General features: G+C 27.9%; 21 protein-coding genes and 1 pseudogene. 8 read left to right on the top strand and 14 right to left on the bottom strand.

The annotated features are described in order from the left end of the window. The first annotated feature begins 229 nt into the window (after positions 1–229). The 6 genes from Q0731_RS02300 to Q0731_RS02275 all read left to right on the top strand — a co-directional run bounded on the left by Q0731_RS02300 (position 230) and on the right by Q0731_RS02275 (position 6,132). On the top strand, positions 230–1,060 hold the full coding sequence (locus tag Q0731_RS02300; protein ID WP_299059260.1) for a T9SS type A sorting domain-containing protein: 831 nt from the start codon (positions 230–232) through the stop codon (positions 1,058–1,060). 78 nt (positions 1,061–1,138) lie between these two features. Next, positions 1,139–1,945 (top strand): hypothetical protein, encoded by an 807-nt coding sequence (locus Q0731_RS02295; protein ID WP_299059257.1) that lies wholly within the window; start codon positions 1,139–1,141, stop codon positions 1,943–1,945. A 375-nt stretch (positions 1,946–2,320) separates the two neighbouring features. Beyond that, positions 2,321–3,082 (top strand): T9SS type A sorting domain-containing protein, encoded by a 762-nt coding sequence (locus tag Q0731_RS02290; protein WP_299059253.1) that lies wholly within the window; start codon positions 2,321–2,323, stop codon positions 3,080–3,082. Between the two features lie 1,658 nt (positions 3,083–4,740). Next, positions 4,741–5,175 (top strand): ribose 5-phosphate isomerase B, encoded by a 435-nt coding sequence (gene rpiB / locus Q0731_RS02285; RefSeq protein ID WP_299059250.1) that lies wholly within the window; start codon positions 4,741–4,743, stop codon positions 5,173–5,175. A gap of 92 nt (positions 5,176–5,267) precedes the next feature. Continuing rightward, positions 5,268–5,708, top strand: coding sequence for a GNAT family N-acetyltransferase (locus Q0731_RS02280; RefSeq protein ID WP_299059247.1), 441 nt, complete (start codon positions 5,268–5,270; stop codon positions 5,706–5,708). Positions 5,709–5,712: 4 nt separating this feature from the next. Then, complete coding sequence (locus tag Q0731_RS02275) at positions 5,713–6,132, top strand: hypothetical protein (protein WP_299059244.1); 420 nt, start codon at positions 5,713–5,715, stop codon at positions 6,130–6,132. A 160-nt stretch (positions 6,133–6,292) separates the two neighbouring features. Here the strand turns inward: Q0731_RS02275 and Q0731_RS02270 are convergent, their stop codons facing one another. From Q0731_RS02270 to dinD, 3 genes are read right to left on the bottom strand one after another with little or no spacing between them, the layout of a single operon-like run. Beyond that, positions 6,293–6,859: a pseudouridine synthase gene (locus tag Q0731_RS02270; RefSeq protein WP_299059416.1), complete on the bottom strand. Its 567-nt coding sequence runs from the start codon at positions 6,857–6,859 to the stop codon at positions 6,293–6,295. A gap of 4 nt (positions 6,860–6,863) precedes the next feature. Further along, the gene (locus Q0731_RS02265) at positions 6,864–7,658 is read right to left on the bottom strand and encodes an aldose 1-epimerase (protein WP_299059241.1); all 795 of its coding nucleotides are present in this window, start codon (positions 7,656–7,658) and stop codon (positions 6,864–6,866) included. Continuing rightward, positions 7,655–8,494 (bottom strand): DNA damage-inducible protein D, encoded by an 840-nt coding sequence (gene dinD / locus Q0731_RS02260; protein ID WP_299059238.1) that lies wholly within the window; start codon positions 8,492–8,494, stop codon positions 7,655–7,657. The genes Q0731_RS02265 and dinD overlap by 4 nt, the downstream gene beginning before the upstream one ends. Before the next feature lie 100 nt (positions 8,495–8,594). On the opposite strand from dinD, the gene recA reads away from it, so the two are divergent. Beyond that, positions 8,595–9,602: a recombinase RecA gene (gene recA / locus Q0731_RS02255; RefSeq protein ID WP_299059235.1), complete on the top strand. Its 1,008-nt coding sequence runs from the start codon at positions 8,595–8,597 to the stop codon at positions 9,600–9,602. A gap of 99 nt (positions 9,603–9,701) precedes the next feature. On the opposite strand, the gene Q0731_RS02250 is transcribed toward recA, so the two are convergent. From Q0731_RS02250 to Q0731_RS02225, 6 genes are all read right to left on the bottom strand, one after another. Beyond that, on the bottom strand, positions 9,702–11,918 hold the full coding sequence (locus tag Q0731_RS02250) for a molybdopterin cofactor-binding domain-containing protein (protein ID WP_299059233.1): 2,217 nt from the start codon (positions 11,916–11,918) through the stop codon (positions 9,702–9,704). 20 nt (positions 11,919–11,938) lie between these two features. After that, on the bottom strand, positions 11,939–12,400 hold the full coding sequence (locus Q0731_RS02245; RefSeq protein ID WP_299059232.1) for a (2Fe-2S)-binding protein: 462 nt from the start codon (positions 12,398–12,400) through the stop codon (positions 11,939–11,941). 225 nt (positions 12,401–12,625) lie between these two features. Then, the gene (locus tag Q0731_RS02240; RefSeq protein ID WP_299059230.1) at positions 12,626–12,928 is read right to left on the bottom strand and encodes an HPF/RaiA family ribosome-associated protein; all 303 of its coding nucleotides are present in this window, start codon (positions 12,926–12,928) and stop codon (positions 12,626–12,628) included. A gap of 191 nt (positions 12,929–13,119) precedes the next feature. After that, a complete protein-coding gene (locus Q0731_RS02235) occupies positions 13,120–13,962 on the bottom strand; it encodes a universal stress protein (protein ID WP_299059228.1) in 843 nt (280 codons plus the stop codon). 89 nt (positions 13,963–14,051) lie between these two features. Next, positions 14,052–15,101: a response regulator gene (locus tag Q0731_RS02230; RefSeq protein WP_299059226.1), complete on the bottom strand. Its 1,050-nt coding sequence runs from the start codon at positions 15,099–15,101 to the stop codon at positions 14,052–14,054. Next, positions 15,098–16,339, bottom strand: coding sequence for a PAS domain-containing sensor histidine kinase (locus Q0731_RS02225; protein WP_299059224.1), 1,242 nt, complete (start codon positions 16,337–16,339; stop codon positions 15,098–15,100). The genes Q0731_RS02230 and Q0731_RS02225 overlap by 4 nt, the downstream gene beginning before the upstream one ends. A 259-nt stretch (positions 16,340–16,598) precedes the next feature. Between Q0731_RS02225 and Q0731_RS02220 the strand changes: the two genes are divergently transcribed. Continuing rightward, positions 16,599–17,906: a dicarboxylate/amino acid:cation symporter gene (locus tag Q0731_RS02220; RefSeq protein ID WP_299059222.1), complete on the top strand. Its 1,308-nt coding sequence runs from the start codon at positions 16,599–16,601 to the stop codon at positions 17,904–17,906. 97 nt (positions 17,907–18,003) lie between these two features. Here the strand turns inward: Q0731_RS02220 and Q0731_RS02215 are convergent. From Q0731_RS02215 to Q0731_RS13180, 5 genes and pseudogenes are all read right to left on the bottom strand, one after another. After that, positions 18,004–18,183: pseudogene (locus tag Q0731_RS02215) on the bottom strand (single-stranded DNA-binding protein); the annotation flags it as partial. Beyond that, the gene (locus tag Q0731_RS02210; protein WP_299059221.1) at positions 18,168–19,658 is read right to left on the bottom strand and encodes a recombinase family protein; all 1,491 of its coding nucleotides are present in this window, start codon (positions 19,656–19,658) and stop codon (positions 18,168–18,170) included. The gene Q0731_RS02210 and the pseudogene Q0731_RS02215, both read right to left, overlap by 16 nt. 63 nt (positions 19,659–19,721) lie before the next feature. Continuing rightward, positions 19,722–22,745, bottom strand: a complete 3,024-nt coding sequence (locus Q0731_RS02205) for a DUF87 domain-containing protein (RefSeq protein WP_299059220.1) — start codon at positions 22,743–22,745, stop codon at positions 19,722–19,724. A 14-nt stretch (positions 22,746–22,759) separates the two neighbouring features. Then, on the bottom strand, positions 22,760–23,308 hold the full coding sequence (locus tag Q0731_RS02200; RefSeq protein WP_299059218.1) for a hypothetical protein: 549 nt from the start codon (positions 23,306–23,308) through the stop codon (positions 22,760–22,762). A gap of 148 nt (positions 23,309–23,456) precedes the next feature. Beyond that, the gene (locus tag Q0731_RS13180) at positions 23,457–23,852 is read right to left on the bottom strand and encodes a LytTR family DNA-binding domain-containing protein (protein ID WP_366915393.1); all 396 of its coding nucleotides are present in this window, start codon (positions 23,850–23,852) and stop codon (positions 23,457–23,459) included. Between the last annotated feature and the right edge of the window lie 256 nt (positions 23,853–24,108).

Below are 24,108 nucleotides of genomic sequence, written 5' to 3'. Positions count from 1 at the left end.
ATTTTTATTGGTTGCAAAATACAATTTATTAAGTTGAAAGTTATTAATAAATTATTATGATTATAAATTTACACTAATCAATATGTGTAGAAATAATTATAACAAGCAATACTGTAAATGTTTAGCACAATTCTAGCTAAAATTATACTATAAGAAAAAAAAATTGGTTTACATCAAATTATTAATTACTTTTAACAAAATTATCATCTTAATATGAAAAACCTCTAAAATGAAAAAATTCAACTTAATTTTATTATTGATTGTAACTAGTTTTATTAGTTATGCACAATCTGTTTCTGTTACAGAGTCTTATATAACTTCAAGTCCTATTGGAACTGTTGAAAATAATGGGACATCAACAGCTGGTTTTACACTATCTGAATCTTCAGGTGTTTTAGTACCAGCAACTGCAATTGCAAATTTACCCAATATGTCTATAAATGTTAATTTACAGTATGTAAAGTTAAAAGACGACGATATAGCAAATATTACTGGTGTTTTATTAAATTATTTTGATGTAACTTATAGCTCAATTAATAACTCACTCTCTTTTAAACAAAATACTGAATTACCTGCAAATTTTTCTGGCTCTGTTGAATTTGATATAGACGTAATTCAAAATTCTAATCAAGACCAATCATTAAATGGATTTAATATAAATATTGCAGCCGTAGACAAAAATACAAATGCAATAGGAAGTGGATCTAGTTTTACTTATACAGATGCATCGATACCTGATGCTTTAGAAAGTAATAATACAGAAGAGAATAATGAGGAAGAGGAAGAAACAGATAGTTCTTTATCAATTGACAAAGTTGATAACTTATTGTTTCAATTATCACCAAACCCAACAACTGGACTTGTTCATATAAAGTTAGAAGATATTAACGATACAAAAGTGGAACTTTATAATATTTTAGGTAAAAAAATTCTAACTAAAAAATATTTTAATGTTGATAAAGTTTCTTTAAATATAGATTCTTTACCTGCTGCTATTTATTTAGTAAAAGTTACCTCTAATACAGGAGCTACAAATACTGTTAAAATATTAAAGAAGTAAAAAGAATTATAGTAAATTACTCATAAATATTAAATTTTAAGTAGTATTTATTACTTAAATAAACCCCCTAAAAACAAGATGAAAATTTTTTTTTTAATTTTATTATTATGCACTTTATCAAGTAATTTTAATGCACAATCAGTAACACAAGATTATTTATCTTGTAGTCCCATTGCAACTTTAGAAATCAAGGGAATAACAACAGCAGGATTTAGTTTCTCTGAATCTTCTGGTATTCAAGTACCTTACTTAATAGATGGAAAACCAAATGTAACTATAGAAGTAGATTTAAAATATATTCCTTTAAAAGATTTTAATATAACTACACTTAATGGTCCGTTATTACAACATTTTACTCCCACTTATAATTCTTCTACAAACACATTATTATTTACACAAAAAAGTAATATTCCTGGGTCTTGGTATGGTTTTATAGAATTTCCAATACAAGTTACTGAAGATTTTGGTAGGGCAGAACTTTATAATGGTGATAATATAACTATTAATGCAAGTGACGTAAAAGCTAACCCAGAAACAAACCCAGAAGGAAATGTAAAAAGAAATGAAAGAGCAAAAAGTAATACTTCTGATTTTAAGTATGTAGATTCTTCAATTTTACGTGAAGAAAATTTGAATGATCTAACATTCGAAATAAGTGCAAATTCTACAACAGGAATTGTAAATATTACTTTAGAAAATAGTGAATATACTACTGTAGAAATTATTAATGATGAAGGAGAATCTATTTTGACTAAATATTATAAGTATCAAGATAATATTTCTTTTAATATTGATTATTTACCAGCTGGTGAATATTCAGTAAAAGTAACTTCTAATACTAATAATAAGAATACAGTAAATACTGAAGAAATAGTTTTAGAATAATCAAAAATGACTTTTTTTAAGATGTTGTGTGTGTATACAAACACAATTTTAACCCATTATTGGGCTAAAAAACACACGTAATTGCTATAATAATATATATTTTTAAAAAATAAAATTTAGTTTATTAAATTTTATTAACAAGTAATAATTTATTATAACTAATTAAAAATCAATTATTTAAATTTTATAATTGTATAAAATACTTCTATTTTTTTCTAATTATTAGTTTAATTTTTGGGTTAAAATAAAACCATTCAAAACAAAATTACGTTTTTTTTGTTTTGAATGGTTTTATTATTTACTTTTATAGTCCCCTAAATGAATGAAATACAACCATTCAAACTCACTTAAAATTATTAATTAAATCTTTTAAAAATGAAAAGAATATACTCAGCTTTATTTTTATGTGCATTGTCATATAACATTAACGCACAATCTGTATCACTACCAAAAGCATACATAACAAACAGCCCAATTGGCACAGTAGAAAATAATGGAAGTTCAACTGCTGGTTTTAGTTTTACTGAATCTTCTGGTGTGGAAGTACCTTATTTAACATCTGGAAAAGCAAATGTAAATATAGAAGTTAATTTACAATACTTACAATTACAAAAATTTGATGTTAGTATGGTTACAGGTTCTTTATTAGAATATTTTACACCTGTTTACAATATCTCAACAAATTTACTAACATTTGAACAAAATAGTAACATCCCTGCAGATTGGTCTGGTTCTGTAGAATTTCCAATAGAAGTTACTCAAAATTCTAGTAAAGAAGAATTTTATAATGGAATTGATGCAACTATTACTGCAAATGATGCAAATACAAATGCTGATGGAAATGCTTCAACTTTTACTTATACTGATGCTTCAGTTTTAGCAGTAAATGATTTAAATGATTTATTGTTTGAAGTTACTCCAAATCCTACAACAGGAATTGTAAATATTAAATTACAAGACAGTGAAGATACTAAAGTAGAACTTTTTGATATTATAGGAAAATCAATAATGACTAAAAATTATACTAGCCTAGATAATATTTCTTTTAATATTGATTATTTACCTGCAGCTGTTTATTTATTAAAAGTAACTTCAAATGGTGGAGCTACGAATAGTATTAAAATTTTAAAGAAATAATATTATTTTTTAAAAATTATATTATATTTTTTAAACAGAAACCTCTAAATTTTATTTAGAGGTTTTTTTTGTTTAGTTTAAGTTCTTAAAAAAATACGTAATTATTTGTTTTTTTAAAATATAAGTATAATTGATTATTTTTAAAATAAAATTGGTTTTAATTATAATGATATAATTAAAGAAAAACTACTATGTAAATTTTAAGTGTGTTTAATTCAAAGAAATCTATCTAAAATAAAAATTAAAAAAAACTTGGCAAAATTTACTTCTTATTTATTATTAGTTTATAAAAAGTAATAATTACTCTTAAAATTTAAATTGATAAATAAAATTAAGATTATTTTAGATTTTTTTAAAAAAATATCCATTTTAAAGTGTTTAAATCGCATATTAATCTATTTTTATACGATAGTATTAAAAAGTAAAGATAATCACTAATATTACCCTTATATAAATCCTTTTTTTAATGGTTATAATTTAAATTGATATAAATATAAAGTATAAATCGATTTTTTCTATTTAAATATGTGATCATAAAAAGTAGAAATAAAATTAAAATTTATATTTTTTTAAAAAAATTAATTTTTACATCCTTTAAAATTCAAATTCTAACTAATAATATTTTTTTAGAGATAAATATTTAACTTCAATTTTTTTCAAAATTAAATAGTAATAAAATCTTTAATGTAATTTTTACAAATTATAAAAAGGAATTGTATTTTTTTAATTTACAGACGTAGTATTTAATTATAAAATGATGGTAAAACTTGATAAATTTTAAAAGAAAATTAACTGTAATAATTACGAATTATTTTATCAGAAAATAGTTTTAAAAAAAAATTAAATAACCTCTATTAAAAGCATTATTACTGTCATTTAAACATAGTAAATTATTAGGATTATCACAATTATTTTAAAAAAAACAATTGGATTTTATTTTTTTTCTTAGCTAAGAATTTAGCACTTCAACATCCATTTTAAATAATAAAAGGAGGCATTATAATAACAATAATAGTGCCTAGTAGAATGATACTAGAGTATAAGAAACATCATAAAAAACACTTTATAATTGAGTTCTTATCCATTTTAAATATAATAAAACTAATTTTATTTTTTAAATTATTTTTAGAATGAACACTTATTAACATTCTATATAATATTAATTATTCTTTTATAAATTTTTAAAAAACAATGATGTTTATAATAGTGTGTGAATAGCTACTATAAATTTTTACCTTTTTTCTTTTTAGTTTCACTTATTAAAAATTATCTACATTTTATAAGTAATTTAAGTCGCTTAAAACCAACTTAAATTTGTAGTTATAAACAATATTATAAACAGTAATTAACGTTACTTTTTTAATATTTAAAAAGTATTAAATGTAAATTAATTGTGTTTTTTATGTTTATAAACTATTATGAAAAACTCATAAAAAAAGTTGTGTATATGATACTCTCCATTGTATTGTAAAATTAATTTGGTTAACCAAATTTACTTTTAAAAAATTACTGATATTTCTTAACATTTAGATAATATAGCTAAATAGTTTAAAATTAAACTGTTATTAAAAATACTATATTTTTGATTGTTTATAACTGTTGATAACCGTTTGTTTCTGTATTTTTGCACGATACAACTAAATTAAAATCAATCTATTATGACTATTGCAATTGGCAACGATCACGCAGGAACAGAATATAAATTCGAAATTATAAAACATTTAGAACAAAAAGGATATAAAGTTTTAAATTTTGGAACCGATACAAATGATTCTATGGATTATCCTGATGCTATTCATCCAACAGCAAATGCTGTAGAAAGTGGAGAAGCAACATTAGGTATTATTCTTTGTGGTTCTGGTAATGGAGCACAAATGACTGCAAACAAACACCAAGGTATTAGAGCATCACTTTGTTGGAATAATGAACTTGTTGCTTTAACAAGACAACATAATAATGCTAACGTATTAACCATTCCTGCTCGTTTTGTTTCTTTACAACAAGCAATTGGGTTTGTAGATGTATTTTTGAATACAGAATTTGAAGGAGGTAGACATCAAACCAGAGTTGGAAAGATTTCTTGTGCTGGTTAGAAAAATATGTTATTCTGAGTTTATGAAGCAATCTCTTTGTTAATAATTAAGATTGCTTCGTAAATTATTAATGACATGAATTAATAAATAATATGGAATTCAAAATAAAATCTTTTTTTGAATTAACTACATTAGAACTTTATAATATACTTCAATTACGTTCTGAAGTTTTTGTAGTAGAACAAGATTGTGTGTATCAAGACATCGATTTTAAAGATCAAAAAGCATTACATGTTTTTGGTGTTAAAAATGATAAAATAATAGCATACACACGTATTTTTAAACCTGCAGATTATTTTGAAAAGGCAAGTATTGGTAGGGTAGTAGTAGTAGCATCAGAGAGAAAATATGGTTTAGGTAATGATTTGATGATAGCTTCTATACATGCTGTAAAAACACATTTTAAAGTTGATAAAATTACAGTTTCTGCACAAAAATATTTAAAAAAGTTTTACGAAACGCATCAATTTATTCAAGTAGGAGCCGAGTATTTAGAAGATGGAATACCACATATAAGAATGCATAGAAACTAATATGATGGAATATGTTGAATTGTATATTTTATTAGATTTTTTAAAAGTTTCACCAACTATTTTTAAAAAACTATTGATAAAAAATTTTCAAGGATTATTCCTTTTAAAAGAAAAGAATGGAATTGATTATATAGAAAAGTTTACTGCAAAATTATTTATAGAAGAATTTAATAAAAAAAAATATAATTTACTTTCTTTTTATTCTATCACAAAAAATTCTGAAAATAGAAAAATGTTAAAATTTAAAAATTCTATTTACTATTTGTTTAAAGAAGAAAAATTGGTGTATATAGGATTAAATAAACAATCAACTTTAAAAAATAAGTCTTTTGATAGTATTACAGAAATTGAAATAAAAGAATCATCAGAAGTCTTTATCTATGAGTTACTATATTATGATAGAGATATTGCTAAATTGACTTAAAACTATTTTGTATCACTTTTTTTAGTCATTTTATAAATTAAATAACCAAAACCAGCAATAAAATGAAAAATGATGATTGCAGCAACTATATATAAAGTAGTATTAGAATTGTTCATAAGTCAAAATTAACAACTTAAATTTTTATTTTTTGTGACAAATATCACATTAGTATTGGTACTTCTTTTACACCAGAAACTTCTAAATTTTCTAATTTAATTTTACCAATTCTAACACGAATTAAACGTAAAGTTGGTAAACCTACAGCAGCTGTCATTTTACGAACTTGTCTAAATTTTCCTTCAGTGATAATGATAGAAATCCAACTTGTTGGGCCATGTCTTTCATCTCTAATTTTCATACTTCGTAAAGGAAATTTAGGATCTTCAATTATAAATGCTTTTCCAGGTTTTGTCATGTATTTTTTACCATTAAAACCTATTTCTACACCATTTTTTAACTGTGCTATTTCTTTTTCAGTGACAATTCCATCAACTTGCACATAATATTCTTTTTCGTATTTATGACTTCTTATTTCTGCGGATACTTTGCCATCTGTTGTTAATAAAAGTAATCCTTCAGAAGGCACATCTAATCTACCAATTGCCATTGTTCCAGCAGGAAAATTATATAAATCACCTAATAATTTTTTCTTACGCTTTGCAGGATTTACAAACTGAGAAATCATTCCCCAAGGTTTATGTATAATAAAATGATGGTGTTTTTTTATCAAACTATAAAATTTTTATAGAAACAGAAAAAGTGTTTTTTACTTCGGATAAACTCATATTTTCTTCAGAAAATTTCTGATCTGTGTAAGATGTATATTGAGTAATTGGCTCAATACAAAGCATGTTATCAACTTCTGTCCACAACATAAAATTATTAAAACCTTTAGTCCTAATTTCTAAATTGTTTCTATCAATATTTTTTAAGATGATTTTATCTGTTCCTAAAACTGGAAAAGCATTAGAACCCGCTTTATAAACATCTGATAAAGTAAAAGTTTCATTATTAGCTTCTAAAGTTTCATTACCAGTATTAGACAACATAAATGCAGGATGATAGCCTAACATAAAAGGCATTCCTGCTTCAGAATTGATAATAAATTCTATTTTTAACACATCATTTTCTAAAGTAAAAATCTTTTCAAAAGAGAAATCAAAAGGCCAATTTAAACTTTCTTCAGTAGATTTTTTTGGAAACTTACTATTCTTAACTAGTGTATTTTTTTTATATTTTTTAATAAATTTAGCACTGTTTTCATCCGAAGAAACTAAAACATAATCTAATTCACGTAACAAACCATGTTGATCTAGAATAGCATCGCCATTTTTGGTATGTACTCTATAATTATTTTTAGATGTTGGACCAATTACAGGAAACATTTCATCGTCAGAATTTCGCCAACCTTTACTTCCTTTTTGATGGATGTATTCTTTACTATCAAACTTAAAAGAGATTAATTCTCCTTTTTCTATGATTACTATGCTATTTTTGGTAGATAGTTTTATAAAATTTTGTATCATTTTAATTTATCAGGATTTTTTCCAAGCTTTTTAGATTCCGAATTTACTCTTCTTTCTAATTTTTTGATATCTTCTTCTGCAGGCAAATTTTCTGGTTTAATACCTCTTTCAATTAATATTTTTCTAACAGAACGATTATTTGTTATATGCTCTGCAGAAATACTTCTTTCATTTTTTAGATCTTTTTCTTTAGTATTAAAAACAGTTATTTCAGTTGCAAAATCTTTTGCTTTAATAGTTATGGTTGGTAAATAATCTGCTAATGCTCTATTATTAGGAATTCCTAATTTAGTCTTCATTTGTTTCGTGGATCTGCCAAATAAAGCTTGGTCTCCTTTACTTCTTATTAGACCAAAATTCCTGTCATTACCTGTTTTTTCATAAATTAGTTCTGATAAATCTTTTTCTGATATTGTTAATTTTTGCCTTGCATTTAACCTTTCCCAGTCTTTAATTCTTTGTTCAATTAATTCGAACTTTCTTGTTTGCATTGCAAAATAATTTTGAGCAAAAGCAATACTTTCTTTTCTTGGGTCTCCATTTTGAGCTATTAAATAACAAGCGTACCTTGTTAACATAATATCTTCAATTTCTCGTTCACTTCCAGAGCCTATTGGTACCATTTTGTTAACGCCAACAAAATGGTTTGATATTAAATTATCTGTTGTTTCACAAGTAATTTTAGACTTTACAATTACTTTCTGAAAATTTCTCCATTCAGAATATCCTAAAAGTTGTTGTAAATCTCTTGCAAACCAAAATTCTATACCATTTTCTGTAGTTTGAGAATGGTCTTCAAAATTATGGGCAAGGTTTTGAATAATTTCTTTTTTCATCTTTTCAATTTTTTATAAAAATACAAAAAAAGATATGTATAAAAACAAACTCTTTTTGTAACTTGTACACCCAATAAAATTATAAAAAACAACACTATTAATGGCTACAGATAAAGAAAAAATAGCAAAGCTAAAAGCATTACAACTTACTCTAGACAAGTTAGATAAAACATACGGAAAAGGTTCTGTAATGAAATTAGGAGATGTAGTTACTGAAGATATTGATGCAATTTCATCGGGTTCTTTAGGATTAGATTTAGCTTTAGGCGTTGGTGGTTATCCAAGAGGTAGAGTTATAGAAATTTACGGTCCAGAATCTTCTGGTAAAACTACCTTAACGTTACATGCAATTGCAGAAGCTCAAAAAGCGGGTGGAATAGCAGCTTTTATTGATGCAGAACATGCATTTGATAAATTTTACGCAGAAAATTTAGGGGTAGATATCGATAATTTAATTATTTCTCAACCAGATCATGGTGAGCAAGCTTTAGAAATTGCTGAGAACTTAATACGTTCTGGTGCAATAGATATTGTGGTGATTGATTCTGTTGCTGCACTTACTCCTAAATCTGAAATTGAAGGAGAAATGGGAGACTCTAAAATGGGGCTTCATGCACGTTTAATGTCACAGGCATTACGTAAATTAACAGGTACTATTTCTAAAACAAAATGTACGGTTATTTTTATAAACCAATTAAGAGAAAAAATTGGGGTGATGTTTGGTAATCCAGAAACAACAACAGGTGGTAATGCATTAAAGTTTTATGCTTCTGTGCGTTTAGATATTAGAAGAAGAACACAAATTAAAGATGGAGATAGAGTAATTGGTAATAGTACCAAGGTAAAAATTGTAAAAAATAAAGTAGCACCTCCTTTTCAAATTGCAGAATTTGATATTATGTATGGTCAAGGAATATCTAAAGTTGGAGAAATTTTAGATATTGGTGTAGAATTGGGTATTGTAAAGAAAAGTGGTTCTTGGTTTAGTTATGGAGAAACAAAATTAGGCCAAGGTAGAGATGCTGTGAAAGGTTTAATTAAAGACAATCCTGAATTGGCTGAAGAACTAGAAGGAAAAATAAAAGTTGCTATTGAAAACCAAGAGTAAGTTAGTTAAACGAATCCTGCTTTTTAGCAGAATCTTTACCTATTAAATTAAAAGTTATTATAAAACTGCTATAGAAGTAATTAATCTATAGCAGTTTTTTTATCCTAAAATAGTACTTTTTTCTAACTCATTTATAAAGGGTTGTTTGTACAATCTCTGCCCCAAAGCAGCATGAATTGCATTGGCAACTGCACCTCCTACAGGAGGTAAGCCTGGTTCTCCTAAACCTGTTGGAGCCAATCCGTTTTCTACAAAATATACCTCAACTTTTGGGGTTTCTTGCATTCTTATGAGTCTATAAGTATCAAAATTATTAGAAGTTGGTTTGCCTTCTTTAAAAGATAGATTTGAATACATGGCATGTCCAATTCCGTCTAAAACTCCACCTTCAATTTGGTTTTTTGCTCCTGTTGGGTTTACCACAATACCACAATCTACAGCTACTGTTATTTTTTTAATAATAGGTACACCATTTTTTAGCTCAATATCTGCAATTTCAGCAACATGGGTATTATGACTGTAATATGCTGCAAAGCCTTGATAAACGCCTTCTTTTGTTTTACCCCAGTTGCCTTTTTCTCTAACTAATTTAATAGTGTCTTCCATTCTTTTACCCGAATACTGAATCCTTTTATCTGAAGTGTTTTTTACGTTTTGTAATAAATCTAAACGTAATTGAATAGCATCTATATTTAATGCTATTGCCAATTCATCAAAGAAACTTTGTTCTGCAAAGGCTAAAAAGTTAGTAAAAGGAGCTCTCCAAGCACCTGTGGTAATAGTACTCTTATAATTACCTGTTTCTACTTTATAATTAGGAATGCAGCCTGCAGGAAAAAAATTAGGTATTAAACCATACATATTTCCATTAATTGCAGCTTCTTTGAGGTGATATCCTGTAACTTTACCATCTTTAATTGCAGCTTTTATACGGTATTTTACAGAAGGTTTGTAAATACCTGTAGTCATATCATCTTCTCTAGTAGAAACTACTTTTATAGGTTTTTTTATAAGTGCAGATATTTCTGCTGCTTCGTACACAAAATCGCCATACAATCTTCTACCAAAACCTCCACCCATTCTTGTCATTTCTAAATGGATTTTTTCTTTATCAACATCTAACAAATCTGCCACAACATCTACTGCAAATTCTGGTGTTTGTACAGGTCCTACTAAGTGAATTTTATCTGGAGTTACATCTGCATAAAAATTCATGGGTTCCATACAATTGTGTGGTAAAAATGGCGAATGATATGTTTTTTCGATAATTTTATCTGCATTTGCAAACGCTTTTTCTACATTTCCATCTTCTCTTCTAGATTTTAGTTTGTTACTATCTAAAATAGCAGTTAATTCTTTATGATGATCTTCTGTAGATTCTAATTTACTATCGGTTTTCCAAATAGCAGAAAGTGCTTTTTTACCTTTAATTGCTGCCCAAGTATTTGTAGCGATTATTACAACTTTATCTGAATCTGATAAGTTAAATGTCCAATTTTTTTTAACTGTTTTTTTGTAATTTCTAGCTTTATCTCCAATGGTAATTACATCTATTACGCCATTTACTTTTAAAGCATTAGAAGCATCAAAACTTTCTAATTTTTGTCCAAAAGCTGGTGGTCTTAAAACAGATGCTATTAGCATCCCTTCTGCATTATAATCAAGTCCAAAAAGGGGTTTTCCTGTAATAATTTTATCAATATCTACATTGGTTGCATCTTTGCCAATAATTGTAAAATCTTTTGGTTCTTTTAGTTTTACATTTTCTGGAATTTCTAATAAAGCAGCTTGTTTAACAACATCTCCATAACCTAATTGATCACCATTTTGGTTAGTTATAATACCTTTGGCAACTTTTAAAGTAGCTGCTTTTACATTCCATTTTATAGCAGCTGCGTTTACTAACATTTGTTTTGCAGTTGCACCTGTTTGTCTTAAGGCTGTAAAATTTTTTCTAATAGATTGGCTTCCTCCTGCAACTTGTCTTTTATAGTTTTTAGTATCTAAAATAGCTTGTGCAACGTTTACTTTGCTCCAATCTGCCTCTAATTCTTCTGCAATAATCATAGGCATTGCTGTTTTTACACCTTGACCAATTTCTGGATTTGGAGAAAATAGGGTAATAAAACCTTCATCAGAAATTTTAATAAAGGCATTAAAATCGTTAAAATTTAAGCTTTCTATATCTGTTGGCATTACTGCATCTGGTTTGCAGGCAGTAAGCAAATTAAAACCAATTAATAACCCACCACTTGCTAGAAAAGAGGTCTTTAAAAAATTTCTTCTGCTAAATTTATTGTTTAATGTAGATTCCATTTTGTGAAGTTATTTTGTGGTTAAGACATTTTTTTTGAGGCAATTTTCACTGCTTTTTCAATTCTATTATAAGAAGCACATCTACAAATATTGCCATGCATAGCTTCTCTTATTTCTGTTTCTGATGGATTTTTATTTTCACTTAAAAATGCAGCAGCAGTCATAATTTGACCAGATTGGCAATACCCACATTGAGGAACATCAATTTCTTTCCAAGCTTCTTGCACAGGGTGTTTTCCATCAACAGACAAACCTTCTATAGTTGTAATTTTTACATCATTTAAAACAGCAACTTGCATTTGGCAACTTCTAACAGCAATACCATCTATGTGTACTGTACAAGCTCCACATTGTGCAATACCGCAACCAAATTTTGTACCTACTAAATTCAGTTCGTCTCTTAAAACCCAAAGTAAAGGTGTGTCTGCATCTGTATTTACAGAACGTTCTTTTCCATTGATATGAAGTGTATAATTTGGCATAAAAAAGTGGTTTAATATTGATGCTGTAAGTTACATAAAAATAGTTGCTACTTTTTAAGTAATTATTAATTGAAATTATTTTTAAGTAGTTTTTAAACAAAAAATAAACATCTGCCACTAAAATGGACAGATGTTTGTTTATAATTTTAATACTTAAAAAGGAAGTATTTAAGAAGTAGAATAATAATTTATCATAACTAATAAGTGATCTATTTTTATATTAAATTACAAGTGAGGTTTTAAAATTGCTTTTCTTTTTTTTAATTGTATTTCTAGATCTTTTATAGTGTTTTTTACTGCTAGTTCGTAATTTTTTTCATCGGATGAAGCAAATACTCTTGGACCAGGAACACTTAATTCCATTTCGCAAATTACACCTTTGTCTTTAGCGTTGTTTTCCTTTTTAAAAAAGACGCGTGTATTTATAATCGTATCAAATTTTTTAATCAAACCATCTAACTTTTTTATTGTGTAAGCCTCTATAGTTTCGCTTGTGGACATCTTTACAAATTGGATGTTTACTTTCATTTTTATCGATGTTTTAAGTGAATGAATAAGGATAAATAATCCGTTTTTAACAAATATAGAATTATTAGAAAATAGCAATATTTAAATTATTCTTAAAATTTAATCATTCTAAATCCTTTTTTAAGCTTTATTTTTTTCATAAAAAAAGAACTTACATATCTTAAAATACAAATTCTATAATTTGATAATTTTTACTCATGTAGCACTAAAAAAGGAATGTCTGTATGATAACTGATTTCTTCTACTTTATTATGAAATAATATTTGCTGAAAATAATTAAGGTTTTTTGCAACCATGGCAATCATATCTATAGCACTACTTTTTACAAAAGATTGTACGGCATTCTCTACTTTTTCGTTGGTTAAAAAATGAAAACTATGCTTATAATAATAAAAATAATCATCGAGCAATTGTTTTCTTTTTTGTTGATATGAGTCCAACGATAGCGATTTTTTACTGATATTTAAAATTCTTAGTGAAGAACTATTTTTTTCTAGTAAATCTGTAATTGGTTGTAATAGTTGTAAATTATTTGACAAAGAAAAATCTGTTGGAAAAGCAACTTCCTCTACTTTTTTAAATTTTGCGTTTTCTGGTATTACTAAAATGGTACTTTTTACTTTTGTAATTACATCACTTGTATTTGTACCAATAATAAAGTTGCTTAAGCCAGAAGCTCCTTTAGTACCCATTACAATGATATCTACTTTTTTTTGTAATGTATGTTTTCTTATTGATTCTATAAAAGAATCGGTTTCTATGATGGTGCTAAAGTGATGGTTTTTATAATTAGGATACTTTTTGGCTATTTTTTTTAAAAATATTTTAAGTTGATTTTTTATTTTACCAGAATTATCATTAACGATAGTGTTAGAATTTGAAGCAAACAAATAATCATCTATTACATCGTTATTTAATTTATTAACGTGTAAAAGATAAAAGGTACAAGCTGAATCTCTATAAAAATTAATAGCATATTCAATTGCATTCCATGAATTATCTGAAAAATCTGTTGGTAATAAAATCGTTTTCATTAAAATTTATCTTACTATAAATGCAAACTTATAATAAGAAAACTTTTTTAAAAATGATATTGGTCATGTTTAGTTTAAAAGCATAAAAATCAACAAATTTCTTTTAATTTTTCTAAATCTAAAATTTTAATAGTTCTACCTTCAATTTCTATAAAACCTTGTTTTTTAAAGCTAGACATTGTTCTTATTAACGTTTCTGTTGCAATACCTGCAACACTTGCTAAATCGTTTCTAGAAATTTTTATTTGATCTTCTGGCTTTCTATTTAATTTTTCTGCAAATAATAAAATTGTACTGGCTGTTTTTTTACTCACAGAACTGTAAGCCATTTGTAAAAGTTGGTCTTTTACACCTGCTAAATCTTCTGTTAACAACTCAATTAACTCTAAAGTTACCCTATGATTTTTGTTTAATACATTGGTTAATGCTTTTTTAGAGAGCCCTACTAACTCTGTTTCCTTAATTGTAGTTGCAGATTCTTGATACGCTAAATTTTGAGTAAAAGAAGTGTACCCAAACAGATCGTCTTCTTTAAATAATGCTGTGGTAAGCTGTTTTCCTTGTTCATCTAACTTATGGCATTTGACAAGGCCACTAATTATTAAATAAATATAATTAGAGTTATTTCCTTCTTTATAGATAATAGCTTCTTTTGCAAAATGAAACGTTTCACCATTATCATCAAAGTAATTTTTTAGGTCGTTAAGACTTCTTATTTGTTCAGTATCTTCTTTTTGGGCTAGTTTATTTTCTCTAACATCTTTTAAAATAGCAGCTTTTGCCAACCTACTTTCTATGGCACTAATTAATTCTTCTTCGTTAAAAGGCTTTGTAATATAATCATCAGCACCTAAATCCATTCCTTTTCTAACATCACTTCTTTCTGTTTTTGCTGATAAAAAAATAAAAGGAATATGTTTTGTGTTTTCATTATTAGTCAGTGCCTCTAAAACACCATAGCCATCTAATTCTGGCATCATAATATCACAAACAATAATATCTGGTAAGGTTTCTTTTGCTGTTGCTACGCCTATTTTTCCATTGGGTGCATTTATAACTTGGTAATCAGATAATTCTAAAAGTTCTGTAGTATTTTCTCTTAATACTACATCGTCTTCTATTAATAATATTTTTCTCATTTTGCTATGTTCATTATTTTCATGGTAAAAGTAGAACCCACGTTTTCTTCACTTTCAAAAGTAAGTGTTCCTCCTAAATTTTGTAAATGATTTTTAATAATATTTAAACCAATACCCGTTCCTTCTGATAATAAAGCATTTTCTGCTCTAAAATAACGATTAAAAATATTTTTTTGATCTGCTTCTGGAATCCCAATTCCGTTATCTTTAATAGTAATCGTTGTAAATTTTTTACCTTGTTTAATGTTGATGATAATCTCTGTATTTACAGGCGAATATTTTATAGCATTGTTTACTAAGTTAGACAAAGCAAGTTCTACTGTTTTTTCATCTTGAGTTAAAGAAATTTCATCTATATCTTCTGGATATTTAATTCTTTGCCCTTCTTTTAAAAGCATATTTGCATTATAAACAACCTCATTTACTACTTTACTAAGCCTAAATGTATAAAATTTGTATTTTACTTTACCCGTTTCTAAGATTTCTAGAGATAAAAAATCATTTAAAATATTGTTTAAATAATGTACTTTATTGGTAATTGTTTGTAGATGTTTGTCTCTTTTTTGTTGTTGCTCAGTTAGTTTATATTTGCCTAACAACATTGCAGAGGTTAAAATACCACTTAAAGGAGTTTTGAATTCATGAGAAACTAAAGACAAAAACTTAGTTTTTAACTCGTTTAACTCTTTTTCTTTTTTTAAGGCATCTTTCGTTTTATTTTCTGCTTCAATTCTTTTTTTATTTTCTTTATCTAATTCAATATTTAAAACCTTTAATTCTTTTACAGAAGTACTTAGCTCTTTTGTTCTTTCTTTAACCTTTTTTTCTAGCTGTTCGTTTAATAGTAATATTTGTTCTTCTTGTTGCTTTCTAACAGAAACATCTACTATTAAAGCCATTATATAGGTTGTCTCATCAATTTTAAAAGGATTTAAACCTACTTCTAAAGGAAATATTTCTCCACTTTTTTTAGCACCAAATAAATCGCGTCCAACTCCCATTTTTCTTTTTTCTTTCTGTTTCATAAAACCATCAAAATGAGCTCCATGACCAGCATGATAATTTTTAGGAATTAAAACAGGAAGTAACTGATCTATAAGCTCTCCATTATCATAACCAAACATTTTTTCTACAGAAGAATTTACAGACACTATTTTCTGATTTGTATTTACAACTAAAACACCTTCAGACACACCTTCAAAAAGGGCATTAAAAATATCTTGCTCTTTGTTAAGCATTTTATAGAATAATTTTTGGGTTTAAAAGTGAATAAAAATAGTGTTTTTTAGCCAAAAACGATAAATATTACCAATTAATGTAAAGACTTATTAAAATCATAATTTTAGTTATACATCTTTTTAATAAGTGCTTTTATCAGTATTTATTTTAAAAAATTTACAAATGGATATTTAGATTAACAATTTGAGTTAAGTATTTCTACAAAAGGATCTAATAAAGTTATTTACTTTTTTTACCTTTCCCATTGATATAATCAATATGAAAAAACTAGCATTACATTGGAAAATATTATTAGGAATGTTTTTAGGGGTTCTTGTAGGTATTTTAATGACCAATTTTGATTGGGGAATGAAATTTGTGCAAGATTGGATAAAACCTTTTGGTAAAATTTTTATCAATTCTTTAAAATTGATTGCCATTCCATTAATATTAGCAGCCTTAATTAAGGGTGTTTCTGACTTAAAAGATATTTCTAAACTTTCTAAAATGGGAGGCAGAACTATTGGGCTTTATGTTACCACCACTGTAATTGCTGTTTCTATAGGTTTGCTTGTAGTAAATATTGTAAAACCTGGAAATTCAATTACTGAAACTACAAGAACACAAATGGTTGCTAATTATAGCCAAAATGCTATAAAATATAAAGAAACTGCAAAAAAACAAAAAGAAAGTGGACCCTTACAAGCTTTAGAAGACTTAGTACCACAAAATATTTTTGAAGCAGCAACTAGTAATAGAAATATGTTGCAAGTTATATTTTTTGCAATCTTTTTTGGTGTTGGATTAATTTTAATTCCTGAGGAAAAAGGAGAAGTTGTAAAAAAGTTCTTTGATGGTTTTAATGAAGTTATTCTTAAAATGGTCGATTTAATAATGCTCGCTGCACCTTATGGTGTATTTGCTTTGCTAGCTGCTTTAGTAGTAGAATCGCCAAGTTTAGATTTATTTAAAGCACTTGGCTGGTATGCAATAACAGTACTAATAGGTTTATCAATTATGGTTTTTATGTATATTCTTTTAGTGAATATTTTCACTAAAATAAATCCAACATCATTTTTTAAAGCCATGTCTCCTGCTCAACTATTAGCATTTTCAACAAGTTCAAGTGCAGCAACACTTCCTGTAACTATGGAAAGAGTTACAGAACATATTGGTGTAGAAGAAGAAGTTGCCAGTTTTGTACTACCAATTGGTGCTACAATTAATATGGATGGTACTAGTTTATACCAAGCAGTTGCTGCCGTTTTTATTGCCCAAGCTTTTGGAATGGATTTAACTTTTGGAACGCAATTAGGCATTATTGCTACTGCAACACTAGCATCTATTGGTTCTGCTGCAGTTCCTGGTGCAGGAATGGTGATGTTAGTTGGTGTTTTAGGATATGCAGGTATTCCTGAGGCTGGTTTAGCTTTAATTTTTGCTGTAGATAGACCACTAGATATGTGTAGAACTGTAGTAAATGTTACTGGTGATGCAGCAGTTTCTATACTAGTAGCAAAATCAATTGGTAAATTAGGTAAACCCAAAGTTAAAAACTGGGATGATCAATATGATACTGTAAAATAGATTTTAGATAATAAATATTTTTTTATCAGTAAGTTAATAAAATTAAAAAAAGCATTAGAACTTAATCTAATGCTTTTTTCTGTTAAAAATATCAAATCTATTTCCCTCCCAAAAGTAACAACTCATTTACCATAACTTCAGTAATATATCTTTTATCTCCCTCTTTAGTGTCATAAGAACGGTTGGTTAATTTGCCTTCTACAGCAATTTCTTGTCCTTTTTTTACATAACCTTCTACAACTTTAACTAAGCCACCAGTAATTACAATGTTGTGCCACGTTGTTGCCCATTAGGGCTCAATTCCAGAAAAGATAGTGGAGCTATCTGTTTTAGTTTAAATAGGATGGTTTTATTATCGAAAATAATTTCATTGGTTATCATTTCTACCACATCTCTTTTTTGTCCTCTATCTAGATTTTTCCAATTATCATAAAAATCAATAGACTTGTTTGCAATGATTTGAAACGAAGATTTAGCTTGTTCCAGTTGTTCCAATTCAAGTTCTAAACTTTTAATGTTAGCTTCTAAGTTTTCTTTTCTTACAAAAACTGGGTCATAATGTTTTTTAAAACCTTTAGTTGGTATTTGTCCTTTAATATTCAAATCAATGAGTCTATCCAATTTAGCTTCTAGTTTTACTAATTCTGATTTTGCAAATTCTATTTCATCGCTTTTTAAATTCAATTCTTGAATATTAGATTTATTGTATTCAGAAAGTTCTTCATCAGATATTAAAAACTGTTTTATTCTTGATAAAAAAACTTCTTCTAAATCCTCTTTATGTATTCCATATCTACATTCTTTACAAGTATATCTATCACTTTTAGATTTAATGCTCATTTTATGACCTTGCTCACATTTTAAATAACTGGTAAATAAATGAACTCTTTTGTTTAGAGGTTGCCTAAACACTTTTGTCCTTTTTTCTTGTTCTAAAATAATTGCATTTGCTTCCTCCCATACCTCCTCAGCAACTAAAACAGGACAGGGAAGATATTGCCATTCAGATTGCGGTTTAATCCCAGTGGGATTATCTTTAGTTTTCTGACCTCTATAATTAAATTTTCGCATTCCTTTAGCATCAGTGTTTTTCAGCAATCTTTTAACAGTGATATCACTCCAAGGTCTTCCTTTTCTTGTTTGATACCCTTTATTATTTAATAATCTAGCTACAGCTGATGCTCTTTGATGTTTAATGAATAAATCATAAATCAATCTTCTAATAGGTGCTTCTTCATCATTTATTTCTAGTTGAGCATTCACAATCTTAAAACCATAACTTGCTTGTCCGCCAGTAAATTTTCCTTGACTCCTTCTGTAGTTAAGACTTGCTATTTGACGTTCGTAAGTAATTTCTCTTTCATAAGTGGTAAGAGCAGAAAGTAACGTGTAAAAGAATTTTCCTCCACTAGTAGAAGTATCTAAAGATTCATTGATAGAAATGAGACTTGCATTATGTGCCCCAAAAAATTTGCTATACTCTAAAAGCTCTGATGTATTTCGTGCTAACCTACTTAAAGAACTAATTATTATTCCTTGCACTTTAGATGATTTCACATCCTCAAACATTTGAAGTGTCTGTTTATGTGTTATGGTGCTTTTACCAGAGACACCTGCTAAATTGTATATTTTAACCACATTCCAGCCTTTAGATTTGGCATACATTTTACCTCTCTCAATATGGTTTTCTACAGAATCAGTGTTGTTTTTTTGGTCAAGAGTGCTTACTCTTACAAATATTGCAACATTCATATTTACAGTGTTTTATATCTAAAATAACCTTTCAAAAAAGCAATTCAAAGACAATACAAAACTTTATTTTTTCTTCTTAAATATCTTAGCAAGTCTAGATTTAATATTCTTTATTTGAGTACTATCATCATTTTCAAATTCAGTAACAATTCTAAATCCTTTTATAACTTCTTGTTGTTTTTGAGGGAGGACAGCAAATTCTTCTAATAACTTTGATATTTCATTTGGTTGTATAAATTGAACTAAATTTCTATCCTTTTTTGATAATTCTTTATCCGCCAATTTTTGTATAACATTCAAATGATTTCTGTTTTTAGAAACCATAATTACAGGAATACATCCTTCTTTTAAACATTTTTTAATGTTCTGAACCTCATAAGTGGGTTTATTGGTTTCCGAAATTTCAAAGCCAATTTTTAATCCATTTTGTTCTAAAACAACATCTATTCTACCTCCATCTTTTGTTAAATATTCGGTTGTTGCTTTATAATTTCTGTCTTGACCTAACTTTTTAATCATAGACTGAAGGTAGGTATGCGCTCTCAATTCAATAGATTCATTTTCAGCGGCAATAATTTTTTCCCTTTCTGTTTCTGTAATTTCTTTAGTTTCCTGTATTGATTCTTCCTGAACTTCCTTTTCTTTTGGTTTAGGTGTGATTGCAATTTCTTTTGATGTACCCTTTTTATCCTCAGTTTTAATAATTTTGTTATTCTTGGTTACTTCTTTAGGTGATGGAAGCATTTCTAATAAAAGTTGCTCCACCTCCGCTTTTTGTGTTGCATATTTTTCTCTAACTAAATCAATAATTTTATCAGTATAATTTGTGTTAACTTCAGAAAGCTTTTTTGTTGAAAGATTAAAATCATTTGTACTTGAACCAATTCGCATTACAGCTTCTCCTCTCTCTAAACTTTGTAAATCTGACTGTTCAAAATATGAAAAACCAGATTCTAAACGTTTTGCATCAGAATCACCAAGCCTAAAACATATTCTTGTTTTTGGGTTTGATAAGAGAGAATTTAAAAGGGAAGTATCTTGTATTTGACCCAATTCTTGATGCACCAGTGTAATACCCAATGCATACTTTCTTGCACCACTTAATATTCGTTCAATACTTGGTGTAATGAAATTTTGAAACTCATCCAAGTACAGCATATATGGACTCCGTTTTTCTTTACTTTGATTTTGTCTGGCTAAAGCTGATTGATTGAACTTTGCCAAGAATAATGAGCCCAATAAATAAGAATTTTGTTCTCCTATTAAACCTTGTGATAATTTGAGAAGTACAATTTTGTTATGCTTCAAACAGTCATTAATATCAACTCCTTTCTTTTGAGCTAACATATATCGAACTAATTTTGGTCTCAAGAAAGTATCTATTCTGGTTAAGAGGGGAGCAATACCTTTTCTTACCATTGGGTATTCATTTTTCCAATAGTAATGAAGCGATGGGTCATCAACTGATGCTAAATATTGGTTTCTAAATTGTTCTTCAATAAGGAATCGTTTTAACTCTATTAAGGTTCCACCACGAGAACTCTCTAAAATGGTATTTACTGCATTTTGAAGCACAGCTGTCATATTATCTCCCCACGCAGTTGCGTGTCTTTTGAATGCGGAAACTAAATCTGAACTTAGTACTATTTTCTCTGCTTCTGTTTTTGCTTCAAGTAGGTTAAATCCAATAGGGAAGTCAATATCGGAAGGATCAATTAAGACAACATCGTTTATTCGATTTTCAGGTATTCGTTTTAAAACATCATCACAAATATCTCCATGTGGGTCAAAAAGAGCACAACCCAAACCTTGTTTTATATCTTCAAGCATCATCTTTGCTATTAATGTAGATTTACCAACACCTGTAGCTCCTAAAATATGGGTGTGTGAAAGGCGAGATTCCTTATCTAGATACACTGGAAAAGATTCTCCTTGATGGATATTTTCTCCTATATAAATACCTTTTTTTGATATATCTTTCTGTCTTTTGGTATTATTATTTCCTAAAGCCAACTTACTACTTACAATCGTTTTATTTGGATAATGAAGAAAGGTAGTAAGTTCTTTGGTGTTGAGTATAAATCCCAATCTATTACTTAAACGATTGTGGAGGTTGTAATTATGAAAATCATAACTATATCCTTCATTAGAAAGAGGAATTAATTTGTTGTATTCAGATGTTGAAATAGACGTAATACTTCTAGCTAATTCCTGTGCTAAATACTGACTCCTATAATAGGTATTTCCTTGAGTCGCAATTCTCATAACCACAGAAAATAGTGGGTTTGATATTTTTTCTTTTGCACAATTTACCATCTCTGGAGCATCAGCAAAAAACGAACCACCAGCACCATCTGAAACAGCGTAGGTAATATCTTTTGCAAGTGGGGAAGTGATACCTTTGAAGAGTATTTGGAAAACTACAACATCACTTTGTTGTATTGATTCCATTGTTGCAATGACTGATGTTAGAGGGTCTATTGCAAAAGAATCAACAGTTGCAATACTTCTCACGTGTTCATCATGTAATCCAAAATCAGCAATTGCAATATCTCTATTTGTTACAAAACCGAAATCGGTTATTTCAATGTTGCGGATAATTGCGATGGGAAAATATGCTTGAAAATGGGACTCTACTCTTGTAACATCCTCGGTTGAACATACAATTTGAATAGTAATATTTTCACAATCTCCAATAATTTCAAAAGAAAGAAGGTGCTGCGAAAAAGAAAGCATATTAAGAAGTTCAACATTTCTTTTGGGCTGTATTTCTGTACCATTTGGAAATGAAAGAGACAAACCAACTAAAGTCGGCTTGTTTTCAAAGGGTAAATAATGTGCAGTAACTTCTCTTTCTTCAATTTCTGTTTCCCTTTCTATCTTAGCTGCTGGTAGAAAATTATCAGAAATTGTTTTAAAAAGTGATGGTGCTTTTCCATCATCAACAATTTGTGTATCAGTTGGAGATTTATGTTGAAAGGGAACATACGGGACTTCAATATCAATGGGAGCATCAAAGTGATAGTATCCACGATGCATATACTCCCATTGATAGAAGTTAAGAGTTGCTAATTCGTTGAAATTCATTAAACAGAATTAACCTAACGTTGAAAAATATTATTTAAAACTGGCTTACGTTCAGCCTCGCTTAAAGCACGAACTCCTTTATTGTTGGTAATATCATCTATTACTTTTAAAACAGATGATTGTGCATAGCTTCTGAACATACTAGCAGTATCCATGGAATAATAGGTCACAGGGAAGAATGCTTTAACCAAATAATTACCAACAAATGGTATTTTAGAAATGAGTAACTCCATTCCAGTTTTTTCAGTAAACATCCACCAAGACACGAATGTGCCATTTCCATAAGGAGCTAGACAGCAATCATAGGTGTAGTTCTTCCATTTTACTCTTAGATACAATCGCTTAACTGAAAGCTTATTTCCAGTACTAATATATTTTTCTTGAATTTTGATTTTATTTATTCCATGAGATTCTAATTCTTCCGTAAGGAGTTTATAGAAGTCTTTGGTGGAATATTCAAAATTGTCGATTAAAGTGTTCCAACTAGCATTGAGTGTTGGAACTCCTTTTTTTAAAAAAGAAAAGATTGCGATGATGAGTAGAAGTGCAAAAATAATTACCATATTTATTGTTTTTAGATTAATAAAAACAATAAAAATAGATGCTAAAAGAATAAAAATATATGGCTTTGCGCTATGGGGATGATTTGATAATCCAAGCGGTTATATAGATGTTCTCAAAAACAAAAATACCGCCAGTTGGCGGTATGTATTACAAAACAAAAGACTCAAACTTTTGTTGTAATTTTTTTCTAAATCGGCGCGATATTTTCAACTGGTGGTCTCCTATCCACAGGAAGAGCCATTCACACCTTTTGTCTACATGCGATACATTAACGACCGTATCTTTTTTAATAAAAACAAAATTATCATTAGCGTTAACAATCTCTATTAATGATAATCTTTTATAATATTCCGTTCCTTTACTACTTAAAAATTTTATATAACCTTTTTTTACGTTGCAACTGGTTATATACAGTATGCTATTAAGTGGAACTTTGAATATGTTTGCGGTAATTTTTCCGCTTTGCTTATCTACTAAGCACGTTGTCTGAGTTGGTTCTATAAATACCCAACAATCATCTTTCTTAGATGTTCTTTCTAACATGTGTTTCTTTAATATTCAGAGCGACTGAATTATTAAATACTTTACATCTTACAATTTTTACCATAGGCAATGTGGTTTAAAAATTAATATATAAAATCAACTCTTTTTTGAGTTGTATATTATCTTCTTTCAAAGAACGTGTCTGTTATTGATAGTAAAAATATTAATATTGTTGCAAACATTAAAATTTCTAACAAATTAATTATCAAATACTTTGTTACTAATAATAAATATTTTTATTTTTAACAAAGAAAGA

Source organism: uncultured Polaribacter sp. (genome assembly GCF_947497695.1).
Taxonomy (GTDB): domain Bacteria; phylum Bacteroidota; class Bacteroidia; order Flavobacteriales; family Flavobacteriaceae; genus Polaribacter.
Note: the sequence above shows the minus strand (reverse complement) of the source record. Positions and strands in the feature narration are given on the sequence as shown.

Coding starts and splice junctions, on each gene's coding strand:
- Q0731_RS02300 (WP_299059260.1), top strand. CDS start 230: ATGAAAAAATTCAACTTAATTTTATTATTGATTGTAACTAGTTTTATT.
- Q0731_RS02295 (WP_299059257.1), top strand. CDS start 1,139: ATGAAAATTTTTTTTTTAATTTTATTATTATGCACTTTATCAAGTAAT.
- Q0731_RS02290 (WP_299059253.1), top strand. CDS start 2,321: ATGAAAAGAATATACTCAGCTTTATTTTTATGTGCATTGTCATATAAC.
- rpiB (WP_299059250.1), top strand. CDS start 4,741: ATGACTATTGCAATTGGCAACGATCACGCAGGAACAGAATATAAATTC.
- Q0731_RS02280 (WP_299059247.1), top strand. CDS start 5,268: ATGGAATTCAAAATAAAATCTTTTTTTGAATTAACTACATTAGAACTT.
- Q0731_RS02275 (WP_299059244.1), top strand. CDS start 5,713: ATGGAATATGTTGAATTGTATATTTTATTAGATTTTTTAAAAGTTTCA.
- Q0731_RS02265 (WP_299059241.1), bottom strand. CDS start 7,658: ATGATACAAAATTTTATAAAACTATCTACCAAAAATAGCATAGTAATC.
- dinD (WP_299059238.1), bottom strand. CDS start 8,494: ATGAAAAAAGAAATTATTCAAAACCTTGCCCATAATTTTGAAGACCAT.
- recA (WP_299059235.1), top strand. CDS start 8,595: ATGGCTACAGATAAAGAAAAAATAGCAAAGCTAAAAGCATTACAACTT.
- Q0731_RS02250 (WP_299059233.1), bottom strand. CDS start 11,918: ATGGAATCTACATTAAACAATAAATTTAGCAGAAGAAATTTTTTAAAG.
- Q0731_RS02245 (WP_299059232.1), bottom strand. CDS start 12,400: ATGCCAAATTATACACTTCATATCAATGGAAAAGAACGTTCTGTAAAT.
- Q0731_RS02240 (WP_299059230.1), bottom strand. CDS start 12,928: ATGAAAGTAAACATCCAATTTGTAAAGATGTCCACAAGCGAAACTATA.
- Q0731_RS02235 (WP_299059228.1), bottom strand. CDS start 13,962: ATGAAAACGATTTTATTACCAACAGATTTTTCAGATAATTCATGGAAT.
- Q0731_RS02230 (WP_299059226.1), bottom strand. CDS start 15,101: ATGAGAAAAATATTATTAATAGAAGACGATGTAGTATTAAGAGAAAAT.
- Q0731_RS02225 (WP_299059224.1), bottom strand. CDS start 16,339: ATGCTTAACAAAGAGCAAGATATTTTTAATGCCCTTTTTGAAGGTGTG.
- Q0731_RS02220 (WP_299059222.1), top strand. CDS start 16,599: ATGAAAAAACTAGCATTACATTGGAAAATATTATTAGGAATGTTTTTA.
- Q0731_RS02210 (WP_299059221.1), bottom strand. CDS start 19,658: ATGAATGTTGCAATATTTGTAAGAGTAAGCACTCTTGACCAAAAAAAC.
- Q0731_RS02205 (WP_299059220.1), bottom strand. CDS start 22,745: ATGAATTTCAACGAATTAGCAACTCTTAACTTCTATCAATGGGAGTAT.
- Q0731_RS02200 (WP_299059218.1), bottom strand. CDS start 23,308: ATGGTAATTATTTTTGCACTTCTACTCATCATCGCAATCTTTTCTTTT.
- Q0731_RS13180 (WP_366915393.1), bottom strand. CDS start 23,852: ATGTTAGAAAGAACATCTAAGAAAGATGATTGTTGGGTATTTATAGAA.